This window comes from Mycobacterium sp. IDUB_21 (genome assembly GCF_055419425.1).
Genome location: NZ_JBVAXQ010000001.1, coordinates 329,636 through 344,853 on the forward strand (window position 1 = coordinate 329,636; position 15,218 = coordinate 344,853).

The following is a 15,218-nucleotide window of genomic DNA, read 5'->3' on the forward strand; positions in this document are numbered from 1 at the left end:
TAACATCACGGCGTCATGAGAAAGATTCCCGACGACCTGGTGCGGCACTACCAAGCCTCCGGCTGGTGGACCCGCGAGACCCTCGGTGACCTGCTCAGTCAACGCCTCTCCGATACGGCCGGCGGCCGATTCGAGGTGCACTCCGCGGTCCGCCCGTGGCTCGGCACGTTCGGCGACGTGGAGCGGACCGCGCGCCGGCTGGCGGCCGGGCTTCGGGCCCGTGGCGTCGGCCCCGGTGACGTGGTGGCGTTCCAGCTGCCCAACTGGATGGAGGCCGCTGCAACCTTCTGGGGGGCGGCGTTCCTGGGTGCGGTGGTGGTGCCGATCGTGCATTTCTACGGGCCCAAGGAACTGGGGTACATCCTTTCTGCCAGCAAGCCGCGGGTGTTCATCACCGCAGCAGAGTTCGGGCGGATGACTTTTGCGCCCGAACTCTGCGCCGACGTCCCGATCGTCGGGGTGGTGGGCGGGAGCGGCGACGGGGCGGTGGGCCGAGACTTCGACGACCTGCTCGCCGACGAGCCGATGGCGGGCACGCTCGCCGCCGACCCCGCTGCGCCGGCGCTGATCGCGTTCACCTCCGGTACAACCCGAAACCCCAAGGGCGTCATACACAGTCACCAGACGCTCTGCTGCGAGACACGCCAGCTGCTCGACAACTATCCCAAGGACCGCGGTCGGCAACTCACCGCAACTCCGGTCGGGCACTTCATCGGGATGCTCAGCGTCTTCCTGATTCCGGTGCTGGAGGGGTCGCCGATCGACCTCGCCGACATCTGGGATCCCGCGCGGGTGCTGACCTTGATGGCCGACCAGGGCGTGTCGATCGGCGGCGGCCCACCGTATTTCGTCACCAGCCTGCTGGACCATCCGGACTTCACCGCCGAGCACCTGCGCCATATCCGCCACGTCGGCCTCGGCGGAGCGACGGTCCCCGCCGCGGTCACCCGCCGGCTGGCCGATCTGGGCATCTTCGTCTACCGCTCCTACGGCAGCACCGAACATCCGTCGATCTCCGGTTCGCGCCTCAGTGCCCCGGAGGACAAGCGATTGTTCACCGACGGCGATGCGCGGCCGGGCGTGGAGATCCGGCTGGCCGCCGACGGAGAAATTCTGAGCCGCGGCCCCGACCTGTGCCTGGGCTACACCGACGACGCCCTGACCGAGGCGGCGTTCGACGCCGACGGCTGGTACCACACCGGGGATGTCGGCGTGCTCGACGCCGATGGATATCTGACCATCACCGATCGCAAGGCCGACGTGATCATCCGCGGCGGCGAGAACATCAGCGCGGTGGAGGTCGAAGAGGTGCTGCTGGTGATGCCGGCCGTTGCCGAGGCGGTGGTGGTCGCGGTGCCGGATGCCCGACTGGGGGAGCGGGCGGCTGCGGTCGTCCGCCTCAAGCCCGGCTGTGTGGTGCCGACGATGCCGGAGCTACGTGCGCACTTCGAGCGCCACGGCGTGGCGCGGCAGAAGTGGCCGGAGGAACTCCACGAGGTCGCCGACTACCCGCGCACCGCCAGCGGCAAGGTGCAGAAGTACGTGGTGCGTCAGCACCTGGCCGGTGAGGTTGCACCGAACAGAGCATGAGAATATGATTCTCACGAGCCGAAAAGGAGCATTTCATGGGTCAACTGTCACACCGCGTCGAAATCCCCTTCCCGTTGTTCGACGCGGACAACCACCTCTATGAGCCGCCGGAGGCGCTGACCAAGTACCTGCCCAAGGAGTACAAGGACATCGTCCAGTACGTCGAGATCAAGGGACGCACCAAGATCGCCATCCGCGGTCAGATCAGCGAGTACATCCCGAATCCGACGTTCTCGGTGGTGGCCAAGCCGGGTGCGTGGGAGGAGTACTTCAAGTTCGGCAACCCCGACGGCAAGAGCCGGCGCGAGCTGTTCGGCGAGCCGATGAAGGCGATTCCGGCGTTCTTCGAACCGGCGCCGCGGCTGGCCCTGATGGACGAGCTGGGCATCGACCGGGCGCTGATGATCCCGACGCTGGCGAGCCTGGTCGAGGAGCGGTTGCGCGACGACCCGGTCGCGATCCACGTCATCGTCCACGCGCTCAACCAGTGGCTCGACGAGGTCTGGGGCTTCAACTACAAGAACCGCATCTTCACCACGCCGGTGATCACCCTGCCCATTCTCGACAAGGCCATCGAGGAGCTGGACTGGGCCGTCGAGCGCGGCGCCCGCGCCATCCTGATCCGCCCGGCGCCGGTGCCCGGCTTCCGCGGCCCGCGCTCCTTCGCGTTGCCCGAGTTCGACCCGTTCTGGGCGCGGTGCGTCGAGCACGACGTGTTCGTCGCGATGCACTCGTCGGACAGCGGCTACTCGCGCTACACCTCCGAGTGGGACGGCGGAGCCCAGGAGATGCTGCCGTTCCAGACCAACGCCATGTCGATCCTCAACGAGTGGCGCCCGATCCAGGATGCGGTGGCCTCCTGGGTGATTCACGGCGCGCTGTTCCGGCACCCCAAGCTCAAGGTGGGGATTATCGAGGCCGGCTCGAAGTGGATGGCCCCGCTGCTGGAATCGATGGCCGAGGTGTACAAGAAGGCTCCCGAAGCCTTCCCGGGCAACCCGATCGAGGAGATCAAGAACCGGATCTACGTCAGCCCGTTCTACGAGGACGGCATCGACGACCTGGTCAAGCTGATCGGTGTGGACCAGGTGCTCTACGGCTCCGACTGGCCGCACCCGGAGGGGCTGGGCGAGCCGACGCACTATGTGACGGCGCTGTCGCACCTTTCGGTCGAGGATCAGGCCAAGATCATGGGCGGTAACCTCGCTCGCCTCGTCACCGTTTAGGGGTGTCTCGCTGGCAGACCATCCCCGAGATGGTCTTGAGCGCCGGCGATCGCTTCGGGGACGCCGAGGCGATCGCCGACGGCCCGGTACGGCTGAGCTTCACTCAGCTCGCCGACCGGGTCCGGTGCGCCGCAGGGGCGTTCGCCGAGGCGGGCATTGCCAAAGGTGATCGGGTGGCGATCTGGGCGCCCAACTCCGCGGAGTGGATCATCGCCGCATTCGGCCTGCTGACCGCCGGCGGCGTACTGGTCCCGGTCAACACCCGGTTCAAGGCCGCGGAGGCCGACGACGTCATCCGCCGCAGTGGGGCCAAGCTGGTGTTGATCGAAAAGGGCTTCCTCGGCCTGGATTTCACCGCTTCGCCCGGCATTCCGGTGATCGACCTCAAATCGGATTTCCTGAGTTCGGGCGCCCCGCTCCAGCGCACGGTCGAGGGTGCCGACATCGCCGACATCATCTTCACCTCGGGCACGACCGGTCGGCCCAAGGGCGTGATGATGAGCCATCAGCAGAATCTGCGGCTCTACGCCGAATGGTGCGACCTGGCCGATCTGCGCGAGGGTGACCGCTACCTGATGGTCAACCCGTTCTTCCACACCTTCGGCTACAAGGCGGGCTGCATCGCCGCATGCATCCGGGGAGCCACCATGCTCCCGGTACGGGTCTTCGACGTCGATGCCGTGCTGAAACTCGTTGAAACCGAACGCATCACCATGCTGCCCGGGCCGCCGACGTTGTATCAGTCACTGCTGGACGCAGCCCCCGGACGCGACCTGTCATCGCTGCGAGCCGCGGTCACCGGTGCCGCGGACATCCCGGTGGATCTCATCCGCCGGATCCGCAGCGAACTGCCTTTTCAGTCCATCATGACCGGATACGGGCTCACCGAAGCCGGCACGGTGACGGCCTCGCGCCGCGGCGACTCCTTCGAGGACATCGCGACCACGGCCGGGCGGGCCTGCGAGGACATTGAGGTACGGATCGCCGGCGATGCCGAATCGGGCGAGGTGCTGGTGCGCGGCTACAGCGTGATGGCCGGCTATCTCGACGACCCGCAGGCGACCGCCGAGGCAATCGACTCCGAAGGCTGGTTGCACACCGGGGATGTCGGGACCATCGACGCGGCTGGTCGGTTGCGGATCGTCGGACGCCAGAAGGACATGTTCATCGTCGGCGGATTCAACGCCTACCCCGCCGAGATCGAGGGCTTCCTGCTGGAGCATCCCGCCGTCGCGCAGGTTGCGGTCATCGGCGTGCCCGACCAGCGCCTCGGCCAGGTGGGCAAGGCGTTCGTGGTGAAAGATGCCTCGGCCGCACAGACCTCCGAATCGGATCTGATCGCGTGGAGCCGAGACCGGATGGCCGGCTTCAAGGCTCCGCGCTACGTATCGTTTGTGGACCGCTTGCCGCTGAACGCCACCGGCAAGGTGGACAAGGGACAACTGGAGACCGAGCCCGGGGCGTGAGGCGCCATGTACGTCTGCCTGTGTGCCGGGGTCACCAGTCAGCAGGTGATCGATGCCGTCGAGGCCGGCGCATCGACCACCAAGCAGGTGGGTGAGCGCACCGGCGCGGGCACGGTGTGCGGACGCTGCCGAAACAATATCCGCGCGCTGATAGCGACGACTCGCGGCGAACCCCAATCACTGACTTGAGCCATCCGTAGCGCACCGGTCATCGTGTGGTGAACAGCCGGGCGACCTCGCCGGGCCGTACCTTCATCGCCTCATTGCGCGGCAGCGCGTCGACCACGACAATGCTGACCGGCACATGATGGCTCGGAAGCGTCTCCCGCACCAGGGCTTTCAGTTCGTCCTCCGACGGCCGCGGCAAGCCGTGCCGCAGCTCGACTGCGGCGGCCGGTACCTGACCCAGGCGGCGGTCGGGAATGCCGACCACGCAGGCGTCGCGAACGCCCGGATGTGAGACCAACACGGCACGCACCGTCTCCGGCAGGATCTTGAAACCACCGCGGTTGATCGCGCCGTCCGCCCTGCCGTGAAGCGTGACGAACCCGTCGGCATCCACCGACGCGAGATCGGTGGTGCGGATCCACTGCTGCCCGATCACCCGCACCCGGGCCTCCAGAACCCCGTGCTCGCCGACGGGCAGTGCGATGCCGGTGTCCGCATCGACGATACGAACCTGCACGCCCGGCAGGGGCTTGCCGGAACTGGCGGGCTTCCTATCGCGGTACTGCTGATACAGCTCCGGAGTCCAGGCGCAGACCGAGCCGGCGAATTCCGTTGCGCCGTATGCCCAGAGCAGCGGTATCCCGTAGCGGCTCTCGAATTCATCGCGTAGCTCCGGGACCAGCGGGCCGGAACCCCCGGGTAGATACTCCAGCGAGGCCAGATCCGCTTTGGCGACGTCGGCATCGAGCAGCATCCGCAGCATTGCGGGCTGGACGCCCGTCCGTCTGATCCGGTAGGTCTTGACCGCCCGCACCCACTCCTCGACGGTGAACTTCTCCAGCAACACCATCCGCTTACCGATGTAGGGACCGGCCAGCAGTTGACAGACGCCGATGCTGCCGAACGGCCAATACACCAGTTCGGGTGGATCCTCGGGGGAGGGGCTCTGACCCACGGTCATGGTCAGCACCGTGTGCTGCAGCGCCGATGTCGGTATCGGCACCCGTTTGGGCGCGCCGGTGGTGCCGCTGGTCAGGATGTGCAGGCCGGCCTTGAGTGCGGGGTCGGGCCGGACTTGGCTGACTTGTCTTCGCCGGGAGACGGTTTCCACAGCGAGCGGCTCGGGGATCAGGGCGAGTCCGGCGGCGCCGATCTGCGTGGCGGCCCGGCGCACCGGGGCGCTCCAGTCCTGCCGGTCGGCCAGGATCGCCGGCAGTCGCAGCTCGGTGATGTCGCGCGCAATGGATTCGGCCGCTTGGTAGGAGTAGATCATCGCGACCGGACGACCGGCGGCGATGAACCCCAGGATGGCGGCAGCGTGCGGCACCCGGTTGCGCACCACTACACCGACCGGTTCGCCGGGCGCGATCCCCGCCCGGACCAGTTGGTCTTCCACCGACGCGATGTAGCCGGTGATGTCGTTGCCGGAGTACCACGTTCGCTCGAACTCGAGGCATGGCGCTGCGCCGTAGCTGTTCAGGCCCGCGGACAGCGCCGCGCAGAACCGGTCCATGGCCGCCTCAGTACTGGGTGGACCCCAGATCGACCGGGATTCGTGATGCGGTGACCATGCGTGATTCATCGCTGGCCAGCCAGCAGGCAGCGTCGGCGATATCTTCCGGCTCGGCAATGTAGTCGGGCAGGAACGGCGTCACCATGTTCATCAGGCCGGGGTTGGTCTCGTTGGCTGTGTTCAACGCCGCCATCATGTCGCCGGTGCCCATCGGGGTGTTGACCGCACCCGGGTGCAGGCTGTTCACCCGAATCGAATGCTTACCCAGTTCGGCGGCGAACCCGCGGGCCATCCCGGTGACGGCGTGCTTGCTGGCCGTGTAGTGCACCATGAACGGCTGCATCTTGATGCCGGCCGCCGAGCTGATCAAGATGATCGACCCGCCCCGGCCGCCGTCGATGATGTGCTGCGCGCCGGCCATCACCGTATTCCAGGTGCCGGTTACGTTGACGTCCATCACATCGCGAAATGACTCCGGGGTGATGGTGTCCCAGACCTGCGGCGCGGTGATGCCGGCGTTGGCGACGATGATGTCCAGGCGTCCCAATGCGGCCACGCCGGCATCGACGGCTTCGCGCAATCCGTCGTAGTCGCGGGTGTCGACAACCGAGGACACGATGCGCCGGCCGGTGGCTTCCACCAGTCGCACCGTTTCGGCCAGCTCCTCCGGGCTCGCCGAGTCATACGGCACGCAGTCCGGGAGTTTGCCGGCCACATCGATCGCGATGATGTCGGCACCCTCGGCCGCCATCCGCACCGCATGCGCGCGGCCCTGCCCGCGCGCCGCGCCGGTGATGAAGGCCACCTTGCCCGTGAGTCGTCCCGTCATTCTCGATGCCCCTGTCGTTGATTGATGCTGTTGGTGTTTCACGCTTGGCGTTGCGCCGCTTTGACCAGACCCGAGCCGATGATCAGCCGTTGGATCTCGCTGGTGCCTTCGTACAGCCGCAGCAGCCGGACATCGCGGTAGATACGTTCGACCGGTACCCCGCGCATGTAACCGGTGCCGCCGTGGACCTGCACCGCGAGATCGGCCACCTTGCCGGCCATCTCGGTGCAGAAGAGTTTGGCCGCGGACGGGGCGATCCGCCGGTCTTCGCCGGTGACCCACATCCGTGCCGCGTCGCGAACCATGGCCCGGCCGGCCAGCACGCCGGTCTGCTGGTCGGCGAGCATCGCCTGCACCAGTTGGAAATTGCCGATCGGAGTGCCGCCCTGGGTGGCGCTGGCGGCATAGGCCACCGACTCGTCGAGGGCACGGTGGGCGGCGCCGACCGCCAGGGCGGCGATGTGCACCCGGCCGCGCGCCAGCGAGGTCAGTGCCGCCCGGTAGCCGAGATCTTCGCTGCCGCCGACGAGTGCCGAGTCGGGGACGCGCACGCCGGTGAAGCTGACGTCGGCGGTCCAGGCGCCCTCCTGGCCCATCTTGGCGTCCTTGGCGCCCACCTCGACACCGGCGGCGTCAGCGGGAAGCAGGAAGACCGCGATACCGGCGCCCTGTTCGTCGGCCGGGCGGGTGCGCGCGAAGACGATGAACAGATCGGCTGTCGGCGCATTAGTGATGAATCGCTTCTGGCCGGTGATCAACCAGTCCGAACCGTCGCGGACCGCTTTGGTCAGCAGCCCGGCCGGGTTGGAGCCCGCGCCGGGTTCGGTGAGCGCGAAGGAGGCGACGACGTCACCGGTGGCGATGCCTGCCAGCCACCGTGACTTCTGTTCGTCGGTTCCGAACCCGACCAGTACCTGACCGGCGATCCCGTTGTTGGTGCCGAACATCGAGCGCACCGCCAGCGACGTATAGCCCAACTCCATGGCCAGTTCGACGTCCTGGCGAAGGTCCAGGCCCAGGCCGCCCCACTGCTGCGGTATGGCGTAGCCGAACAGGCCCATCGCCTTGGCCTGCCGGCGCAGGTCGTCGGGAACCCGGTCGTCGGCGAGGATCTCGGATTCGCGAGGTACGACGGAGCTGCGGACGAAATGGCGGGTCTGGGCCAGGATCTCAGCGAAATCCTCGTCGCTGACTTCACTCATCGACGGCGCTTCTCCTTATCCCCGACAGATGCACGACCGGTTACCGACGACGATCATATATGAAATATGATGGCGCAAACATTTGAGGGAAGGTGGGTGATCGAGTGTCTTTGCTGACCGGTCAGACGGCGGTAGTCACCGGCGGTGCTCAGGGTCTGGGTTTCGCCATCGCGGAGCGATTCATCGCCGAAGGGGCCCGGGTGGTGCTCGGTGATCTGAACCTCGCGGCCACCGAAGATGCGGCGGCACAACTGGGCGGCCCCGACGTGGCGTTGGCGGTGCGCTGCGATGTCACCCGGGCCGCCGATGTCGACGCGATGCTCGCCGTCGCGGTGGAGAAGTTCGGCGGGCTGGACATCATGGTGAACAACGCCGGAATCACCCGGGACGCCACCATGCGCAAGATGACCGAGGAGGACTTCGACCAGGTCATCTCCGTGCACCTCAAGGGCACCTGGAACGGACTGCGCGCGGCCGCCGCGATCATGCGAGAACAGAAGCGCGGCGCGATCGTCAACATGTCCTCGATCTCGGGCAAGGTCGGCATGATCGGCCAGACGAACTACTCGGCGGCCAAGGCCGGCATCGTCGGCATGACCAAGGCCGCCAGCAAGGAACTGGCGTACCTGGGCGTGCGGGTGAATGCGATCCAGCCGGGTCTGATCCGTTCGGCGATGACCGAGGCGATGCCGCAGCGCATCTGGGATTCCAAGGTGGCCGAGGTGCCCTTGGGTCGGGCCGGTGAGCCCGAGGAGGTGGCCAACGTAGCGCTGTTCCTGGCCTCCGGTCTGTCCTCCTACATGACCGGCACGGTGCTCGAGGTGACCGGCGGCAGGCACCTATGAGCCTCCGGGAGGCGGTGATCTGCGAACCGGTCCGGACCCCGATCGGCCGGTATGGCGGGATGTTCGCCTCTCTGACCGCCGTCGACCTCGGCGTCGCCGCGCTCAAAGGCCTCCTGGACCGCACCGCTCTGCCCGCCGATGCCATCGACGACGTGGTGCTGGGGCACTGCTATCCCAACAGTGAGGCGCCGGCCATCGGACGGGTGATCGCGTTGGATTCCGGTCTGCCGGTGACGGTCCCGGGTATGCAGGTCGACCGCCGCTGCGGTTCGGGTCTGCAAGCGGTGCTGCAGGCCTGCCTGCAGGTCGGCAGCGGCGATTGCGACGTGGTGATCGCCGGCGGCGCCGAGAGTATGAGCAACGTGGCGTTCTACTCCACCGACATGCGCTGGGGCGGGGCTCGCGGCGGGATTCAGGTGCACGACGGCTTGGCGCGCGGACGGACGACCGCGGGTGGCCGGCACCATCCGGTGCCGGGCGGCATGCTGGAGACCGCCGAGAACCTGCGCCGGGAGTACGGCATCTCCCGCGATGAACAGGACGAGCTGGCGGTGACCTCGCACCGGCGTGCGGTGGCGGCTCAGCAGTCCGGCGTGTTCGCCGAAGAGATCATCGGTGTCACCGTGCGGTCCCGCAGCGGTGAGGAGCGCATCGACACCGACGAGCATCCCCGGGCGGACACTACGGTGGAATCGCTGGCCAAGCTGAAACCTGTTCTGGGCAAAAGTGATCCGGAAGCCACCGTGACCGCGGGCAACTCCAGCGGCCAGAACGACGCGGCTTCGATGTGCGTGGTGACCACCCCTGAGAAGGCCGAGCAGCTGGGCCTGACCCCATTGGTGCGGCTGGTGTCGTGGGGCGTGGCGGGTGTGCCGCCCAACGTCATGGGAATCGGCCCGGTGCCGGCCACCGACGTCGCGCTGCACAAAGCTGGGCTTCGCCTTGCCGACATCGACCTCATCGAGCTCAACGAGGCCTTTGCCGCCCAGGCCCTCGCGGTGATGGCCGAGTGGAAGTTCGCTGCCGCGGAGCGAGAGCGGACCAACGTACACGGGTCGGGAATCTCGCTGGGGCATCCGGTGGGCGCCACCGGCGGGCGGATGCTGGCCACGCTGGCCCGCGAGTTGAATCGGCGCGGTGCCCGTTACGGGCTGGAGACCATGTGCATCGGTGGCGGCCAGGGACTCGCCGCGATCTTCGAAAGGGTCGGGCCGTGACCAAACTCGCTCAAACCCTGGGGCTCACCGAGTTTCAGACCGAAATCCTGGCCACCGTCCGCAGGTTCGTGGACAAGGAAGTCATTCCGGCGGCGGCCGAGCTGGAGCCCAGCGACACCTACCCGCAGGCCATCGTCGATTCGATGCGCGAGATGGGCCTGTTCGGCCTGATGATCCCCGAAGAATATGGCGGGCTCGGCGAATCACTGCTCACCTACGCGCTGTGCGTCGAGGAGCTGGCTCGCGGCTGGATGAGTGTCTCCGGTGTGCTGAACACCCATTTCATCGTCGCCTACATGCTGCGCCAGCACGGCACCGACGAACAGAAGCAGCGTTTCCTGCCGCGGATGGCGACCGGTGAGACCCGCGGTGCGTTCTCCATGTCCGAGCCCGAACTGGGATCCGACGTCGCAGCGATCCGCACCCGCGCCACCCGGGGAGCGGACGGTGGATACACCATCAGCGGACAGAAGATGTGGCTGACCAACGGCGGCAGCTCCACCCTGGTCGCCGTGCTGGTACGCACCGATGAGGGCGCCGACCGAGCGCACCGTAACCTGACCGCCTTCCTGGTGGAGAAGCCGGTCGGATTCGGCGAAGTCCTACCCGGACTGACCATTCCGGGCAAGATCGACAAGCTCGGCTACAAAGGCATCGACACCACCGAGCTGATATTCGACGAGTACACCGCCGCGGCCGACGACGTCCTGGGCGGGGCACCCGGTCAGGGCTTCTTCCAGATGATGGACGGCATCGAGGTGGGCCGGGTCAATGTGTCGGCCCGGGCTTGCGGGGTGGGAATCCGGGCCTTCGAACTGGCGGTGCGTTACGCCCAGCAGCGCGAAACCTTCGGCAAACCGATCGCTGAGCATCAGGCGATCGCATTCGAACTCGCCGAGATGGCCACCAAAGTCGAAGCGGCGCACCTGATGATGGTCAACGCCGCCCGGCTCAAGGACTCCGGGGAACGCAACGACGTCGCCGCCGGGATGGCCAAATACCTGGCCAGTGAATTCTGCTCGGAGGTGACCCAGCAGAGCTTCCGGATTCACGGCGGCTACGGCTACTCCAAGGAGTACGAGATCGAACGGCTGATGCGCGACGCCCCGTTCCTGCTGATCGGCGAGGGCACCAGCGAGATCCAGAAGCAGATCATCAGCAAGCGACTGCTCGCCGACTACCGGATCTGACCGGTGAGTGCTCCCGACTTCCCGGTGCGGTCGCAGCTCTCCGAGGATGTGGCCCGCTTCGTGCGCAAGCGAATCTTCAATGGGGACTATGCCGCCGGCGAATACGTGCGGCTGGACCAGCTGGCGGCCGAGTTGGGCGTCAGTGTGACCCCGGTGCGCGAGGCACTGTTCGGGCTGCGCGCCGAAGGGCTGCTCGACCAGCAGCCGCACCGCGGCTTCGTGGTGCTTCCGGTGACGCAACGCGACATCACCGACGTCTCCGATGTCCAGGCGCACATCGGCGGTGAACTCGCCGCGCGGGCGGCGGCCAACATCACCGATGACCAGCTGCGCGAACTCGAGGAGATTCAGGCCCAACTCGAAGACGCCTATGTTGCCGACGACGAGGAACGCGCGGTGCGGCTCAACCACGAGTTCCATCGGGCCGTCAACGTCGCCGCCGATTCACCCAAGCTGGCTCAGCTGATGTACCAGATCACCCGGTACGCAGCGGAATCGGTGTTTCCCACGCTGTCCGGCTGGCCGGCCAAATCCAGTAGGTATCACCGGCGGCTGCTATCGGCGCTGGGAAAGCGAGATGAGGAAGCGGCTCGCACCGCGATGGCCGAACACCTGGCCGCCGGCGCGGCGCCGATGATCGAGCACCTCATCGAGCGCGGTGTCCTCGATGGGGCCGGCGCAGTCGGTGCCCGGCGGCGGAGGCGTTCGTGACCTACAGCTGATTGGTGTCGTAGGTCGCCAGGCCCAGCTGCAACCATGCCGCCAGCAGGACCTGATCACCGGATGCGGCGACGAGGGTATCGTCGGCGAGCTGCGCGGCCGACGCGCAGTGCACCGCGTCGTAGCCTCGCAGGGACAGTCGGTACGCGAGGTTTGCGGCTTGGGTGACGACCTCGTTGTCCGCTTCCACGATGTCGATCTCCAGCCACATTTCGTCGAGACGCCGACGGCTTCGGCGATGCTGTCCCTGGGTCATCCGGCCGATTCGATACGCCTGGGCGGGCCGTACCCGCGGTGTCAATCCCGGGGCGGATCGGGGTCGGCCAGCAACTCATCCGGATGGTGGACGCGGTTGACCTGCGGTGGGGTGGTGCCGTCCGTCCAGGCGAGGCGGCCATTGACGGCAGAGGTGGTGTAGTGGCCGCGGGTTTCGGCACTGTGGTCGCACGGGCAGGCGAACCAGAGTTCGTCGGGGTTGGTGCGCCCGCCATGCGCCCAGCCCGGGCAATGATGAACCTCGCAGCGGTAGCCGGGTTGGGTGCAGTTGGGTCGGGTGCAGCCGCGGTCTCTCGCGTGACAGATGATGCGGTGATCGGTGGTGGCGATGCGTTTGCTACGGCCCAGGTACAGCGGGCGTTTGGTGTGATCGTCGAAGACCGCCAGGTAGTGAATCGAGTTGGCTGCCATGCGGATCAGATCCCGCATCGGCAGTCGGCTGCCGCCGCCGGTGCGTGCCGGGGCCGGCATCGCGATGGTGGGATCGGTGACGGCGTGGGCAGCTTGGTTGATCTCGGCCAGGGTCGTATTGACGATGACGGTGACCGGTACACCGCGGTGGGTGCCGCGTTTCCCGGATTCGATCGCCTGGCGCAAAGCGAGTTTGAGTGCGTCGTGGGCGCGTTGGCCCTCGTCGCGTAGATCCGGCTGGGGTGTGCCGGCGTCAGGGTCATCGGGTTGGTGGTGTCCGGGACGCACGGCGGCGATGATCGGTTCGAGATAGGCGCGGGTGGCGGGATCGAGGTAGCCGGTGAGGCGGCTCATGCCGTCGAATTGTTGGGGGCCCAGAATCAGGGAGCGACGTCGGGCGCGGTCGGTGTCGCAGTAGTGGCCGCTGCGTTCGGCAATGGTGTCGGCGATGGCGCGCCCGACGACCGCCACGAACGGGGCATCATGCTCGCGGGCGTTGGCGACCAACAGGTGTTCGGCGTGTTCCTGGTCGGCGGGGGTGGCTTTGGAGGGTAGGTGGTCGAGGGCGCGGGTGACGGTGGCGATGTGGTCCTCGCCGAGGTCTCCGGATTCGATGGCGGCGGCGAGCTCGGGTAGTAAGGGGGGCAGGGTTGGTCCGGTGAGGCTGCGGCGGGGCCGGATTCGGGCGGCCAGGCGGAAACGGCGGGTGATCTCGCCTCGGGTCAGCCGTAGCCGCTGCCACAGCAGGTCGCGGGCGCGTACACCGGCGGGCAGGTCGGGGTTGCCGAAGTCATCGACGGGGTCGGCGATCTCGCCGAAGATGCGATACGACAAGCCGCGGTTGACGCGGTCCTGGGTTTCCAGTCGGTCGGCGACCTCGACGCGAAATGCGGTGCCGACCAGGTCGGTGGATGTGTCGCGCATGCGTTGCTGGGCGTCGTCGATGAGGTCGAGGTCGGCCAGGAACTGCGCGCGCGCCGCATCAGCGGGGAGCAGGTCCTGGTCTGCGATCGACATGACACCACGATATCGAACAATTGTTCGAAATGCTCGTGAGATTGGGTCATCTGTGGATGGGGCGACAACTGTGGACAACCGCGATACATGCCTAGCGGCAGCGTGATTCGACTACTGGTTTGTCGCTGATAGGCGGGCCAACTGGATGTGCACAGTGACGCTGGTCCCACTGGAACTCCGCCCATAACCTTCCGGCTCAGCTGGTGAACAAGCCGCCGAACGGTCCGATGAAGCCGAGGATCGGGTCGATCACGGCCTGTTGAATGCCGGTCTCATTCAGCAGGTCCTGAATCGCCTCGCCCATGGGACCTTCGATGGCGAGGAACGCCGTGAATGGGTTGAAGTCGGCGTTGAGCTGCGCCACGGCGTCATGGTAGGCCGCGCCGATATTCTCCTCCGACCATGACTGCGCTTGCATCAGAAGGCTTTCCAGCTCGCTGTATCCCGGCAGTTGGACGCCGAACAAAGCTGCGGCGTTGTCGGCGCCTTGGACGACGGCTTTGGCGAACTCGATGCTGAAGGTGAGCGGATCCAGCGACGGGATCAGCTGCGCTGGCGTCGGCTCGCCGAACGGGACCGATCTGTCGTAACCGGCTTCGACGATCACCTGCAGTGCCGGCTGCACGATGTCGAGTACGGGTTGGGGCACACCCAAACTCATCAGCGGGCCCAGCAGCGGGAGGGTGGTTGACGGGATCAGGTAGAACGTGGTGTCGCCCTCCACCTGCTTGACGATCTCCGATGAGCCGAGGACGTATTCATCGGCGTACGGCCCCGACATCGGGTCCGACGGAGGCCAGATGGCGGAGAGGCCGGGCACTGGGCCGATTCCGTAGGACGCGTGCGAGTAGGCGATGCCGAGGAGGGAATTGAGGTCGGCCACCAGATTGATCGGGTACTGCGGGAAGTCGGAGAAAAAGTCGTACTGGTTGGAGATGTCGATGGTGGGAATTCCCAGATCGGTCGGTTCGCCACCGGGAAAGGTGCCGCCCATCCCCGGGATGTTCAGGCCCTCGAACCGCGCCACCTCGCCGCCATTGGGTCGGCCGGCTGAGCCGAGCAGTACGAACGTGACGTCGGGGATCGGCTGCCCAGATGCCGCGACTTCGCCGAGGTGGATCTTCTCCTGAACCCCGATCATCGCGCTCTGCGAATAACCCGCGACGACGAACGGAATGCCCGGCTGCGCTGCCTGCTGGGCGGCGATCGCGGCCTGCAGATCAGCCAGCCCGGTGGGAACCGAGGTGCTGGCGAAGGATTCGGGTGTGGGAACCAGGACGGGGATGTAATCGCCGCCGGTGGCGGGGTTGATGTAGTCGGTGATGATCGAGTCGCGCCACGCCTGACTCGGCGTCGGCATGCCGGTGCCGCCCATGATCAACGCATTGAGCGTGGCGTCAGAGCCGTCCGCCCGAGAGGCCGGGGGGACGATGGTCGCCGCTGCCAACGCCGACCACGTCGGCACCAGCAACGCGGTGGCGAACAGCGCTAGCCGGCCGACACTCCGATTACGGGCCACGACGCCCCCCAAGATAGGCAACACGTAAC

General features: G+C 66.9%; 14 protein-coding genes. 8 read left to right on the top strand and 6 right to left on the bottom strand.

Annotated elements, in window-relative coordinates; genetic code table 11:
- The first annotated feature begins 15 nt into the window (after positions 1 to 15).
- Genes ACZYY4_RS01605 through ACZYY4_RS01620 form a run of 4 tightly spaced genes read left to right on the top strand, consistent with a single transcriptional unit; the run spans position 16 to position 4,471 of the window.
- On the top strand, positions 16 to 1,590 hold the full coding sequence (locus tag ACZYY4_RS01605) for an AMP-binding protein (protein ID WP_463807666.1): 1,575 nt from the start codon (positions 16 to 18) through the stop codon (positions 1,588 to 1,590).
- 35 nt (positions 1,591 to 1,625) lie between these two features.
- Positions 1,626 to 2,816, top strand: coding sequence for an amidohydrolase family protein (locus ACZYY4_RS01610; protein ID WP_463807667.1), 1,191 nt, complete (start codon positions 1,626 to 1,628; stop codon positions 2,814 to 2,816).
- Positions 2,817 to 2,818: 2 nt separating this feature from the next.
- Entirely contained in the window at positions 2,819 to 4,282 is a 1,464-nt protein-coding gene (locus ACZYY4_RS01615) for a FadD3 family acyl-CoA ligase (RefSeq protein ID WP_463807668.1), read from the top strand.
- A 6-nt stretch (positions 4,283 to 4,288) separates the two neighbouring features.
- Positions 4,289 to 4,471, top strand: coding sequence for a (2Fe-2S)-binding protein (locus ACZYY4_RS01620; protein ID WP_463807669.1), 183 nt, complete (start codon positions 4,289 to 4,291; stop codon positions 4,469 to 4,471).
- A 19-nt stretch (positions 4,472 to 4,490) separates the two neighbouring features.
- Here ACZYY4_RS01620 and ACZYY4_RS01625 read toward each other — a convergent pair whose 3' ends face one another.
- Genes ACZYY4_RS01625 through ACZYY4_RS01635 form a run of 3 tightly spaced genes read right to left on the bottom strand, consistent with a single transcriptional unit; the run spans position 4,491 to position 7,994 of the window.
- Complete coding sequence (locus tag ACZYY4_RS01625; protein ID WP_463807670.1) at positions 4,491 to 5,963, bottom strand: class I adenylate-forming enzyme family protein; 1,473 nt, start codon at positions 5,961 to 5,963, stop codon at positions 4,491 to 4,493.
- A 7-nt stretch (positions 5,964 to 5,970) separates the two neighbouring features.
- The gene (locus ACZYY4_RS01630; RefSeq protein WP_463807671.1) at positions 5,971 to 6,792 is read right to left on the bottom strand and encodes a mycofactocin-coupled SDR family oxidoreductase; all 822 of its coding nucleotides are present in this window, start codon (positions 6,790 to 6,792) and stop codon (positions 5,971 to 5,973) included.
- Between the two features lie 38 nt (positions 6,793 to 6,830).
- Positions 6,831 to 7,994 (bottom strand): acyl-CoA dehydrogenase family protein, encoded by a 1,164-nt coding sequence (locus tag ACZYY4_RS01635; RefSeq protein ID WP_463807672.1) that lies wholly within the window; start codon positions 7,992 to 7,994, stop codon positions 6,831 to 6,833.
- Positions 7,995 to 8,098: 104 nt separating this feature from the next.
- Here ACZYY4_RS01635 and fabG point away from each other — a divergent pair, with 104 nt between their 5' ends.
- The 4 genes from fabG to ACZYY4_RS01655 are packed head-to-tail and all read left to right on the top strand — an operon-like array spanning position 8,099 to position 11,957.
- On the top strand, positions 8,099 to 8,839 hold the full coding sequence (gene fabG, locus ACZYY4_RS01640; protein WP_463807673.1) for a 3-oxoacyl-ACP reductase FabG: 741 nt from the start codon (positions 8,099 to 8,101) through the stop codon (positions 8,837 to 8,839).
- Positions 8,836 to 10,056 (top strand): acetyl-CoA C-acetyltransferase, encoded by a 1,221-nt coding sequence (locus tag ACZYY4_RS01645; protein WP_463807674.1) that lies wholly within the window; start codon positions 8,836 to 8,838, stop codon positions 10,054 to 10,056. Before fabG ends, ACZYY4_RS01645 begins: the two co-directional genes overlap by 4 nt.
- Positions 10,053 to 11,246: an acyl-CoA dehydrogenase family protein gene (locus ACZYY4_RS01650; protein WP_463807675.1), complete on the top strand. Its 1,194-nt coding sequence runs from the start codon at positions 10,053 to 10,055 to the stop codon at positions 11,244 to 11,246. Before ACZYY4_RS01645 ends, ACZYY4_RS01650 begins: the two co-directional genes overlap by 4 nt.
- 3 nt (positions 11,247 to 11,249) lie before the next feature.
- Complete coding sequence (locus tag ACZYY4_RS01655) at positions 11,250 to 11,957, top strand: GntR family transcriptional regulator (RefSeq protein ID WP_463807676.1); 708 nt, start codon at positions 11,250 to 11,252, stop codon at positions 11,955 to 11,957.
- Position 11,958: 1 nt separating this feature from the next.
- On the opposite strand, the gene ACZYY4_RS01660 is transcribed toward ACZYY4_RS01655, so the two are convergent.
- The 3 genes from ACZYY4_RS01660 to ACZYY4_RS01670 all read right to left on the bottom strand — a co-directional run bounded on the left by ACZYY4_RS01660 (position 11,959) and on the right by ACZYY4_RS01670 (position 15,189).
- On the bottom strand, positions 11,959 to 12,222 hold the full coding sequence (locus ACZYY4_RS01660) for a type II toxin-antitoxin system VapC family toxin (RefSeq protein ID WP_463807677.1): 264 nt from the start codon (positions 12,220 to 12,222) through the stop codon (positions 11,959 to 11,961).
- 41 nt (positions 12,223 to 12,263) lie between these two features.
- Positions 12,264 to 13,670, bottom strand: a complete 1,407-nt coding sequence (locus ACZYY4_RS01665; RefSeq protein ID WP_463807678.1) for an HNH endonuclease signature motif containing protein — start codon at positions 13,668 to 13,670, stop codon at positions 12,264 to 12,266.
- Between the two features lie 196 nt (positions 13,671 to 13,866).
- A complete protein-coding gene (locus ACZYY4_RS01670) occupies positions 13,867 to 15,189 on the bottom strand; it encodes a PE-PPE domain-containing protein (protein ID WP_463807679.1) in 1,323 nt (440 codons plus the stop codon).
- Positions 15,190 to 15,218 lie beyond the last annotated feature (29 nt).

Coding starts and splice junctions, on each gene's coding strand:
- ACZYY4_RS01660 (WP_463807677.1), bottom strand. CDS start 12,222: ATGACCCAGGGACAGCATCGCCGAAGCCGTCGGCGTCTCGACGAAATG.
- ACZYY4_RS01620 (WP_463807669.1), top strand. CDS start 4,289: ATGTACGTCTGCCTGTGTGCCGGGGTCACCAGTCAGCAGGTGATCGAT.
- ACZYY4_RS01625 (WP_463807670.1), bottom strand. CDS start 5,963: ATGGACCGGTTCTGCGCGGCGCTGTCCGCGGGCCTGAACAGCTACGGC.
- ACZYY4_RS01630 (WP_463807671.1), bottom strand. CDS start 6,792: ATGACGGGACGACTCACGGGCAAGGTGGCCTTCATCACCGGCGCGGCG.
- ACZYY4_RS01610 (WP_463807667.1), top strand. CDS start 1,626: ATGGGTCAACTGTCACACCGCGTCGAAATCCCCTTCCCGTTGTTCGAC.
- ACZYY4_RS01635 (WP_463807672.1), bottom strand. CDS start 7,994: ATGAGTGAAGTCAGCGACGAGGATTTCGCTGAGATCCTGGCCCAGACC.
- ACZYY4_RS01665 (WP_463807678.1), bottom strand. CDS start 13,670: ATGTCGATCGCAGACCAGGACCTGCTCCCCGCTGATGCGGCGCGCGCG.
- ACZYY4_RS01605 (WP_463807666.1), top strand. CDS start 16: ATGAGAAAGATTCCCGACGACCTGGTGCGGCACTACCAAGCCTCCGGC.
- ACZYY4_RS01645 (WP_463807674.1), top strand. CDS start 8,836: ATGAGCCTCCGGGAGGCGGTGATCTGCGAACCGGTCCGGACCCCGATC.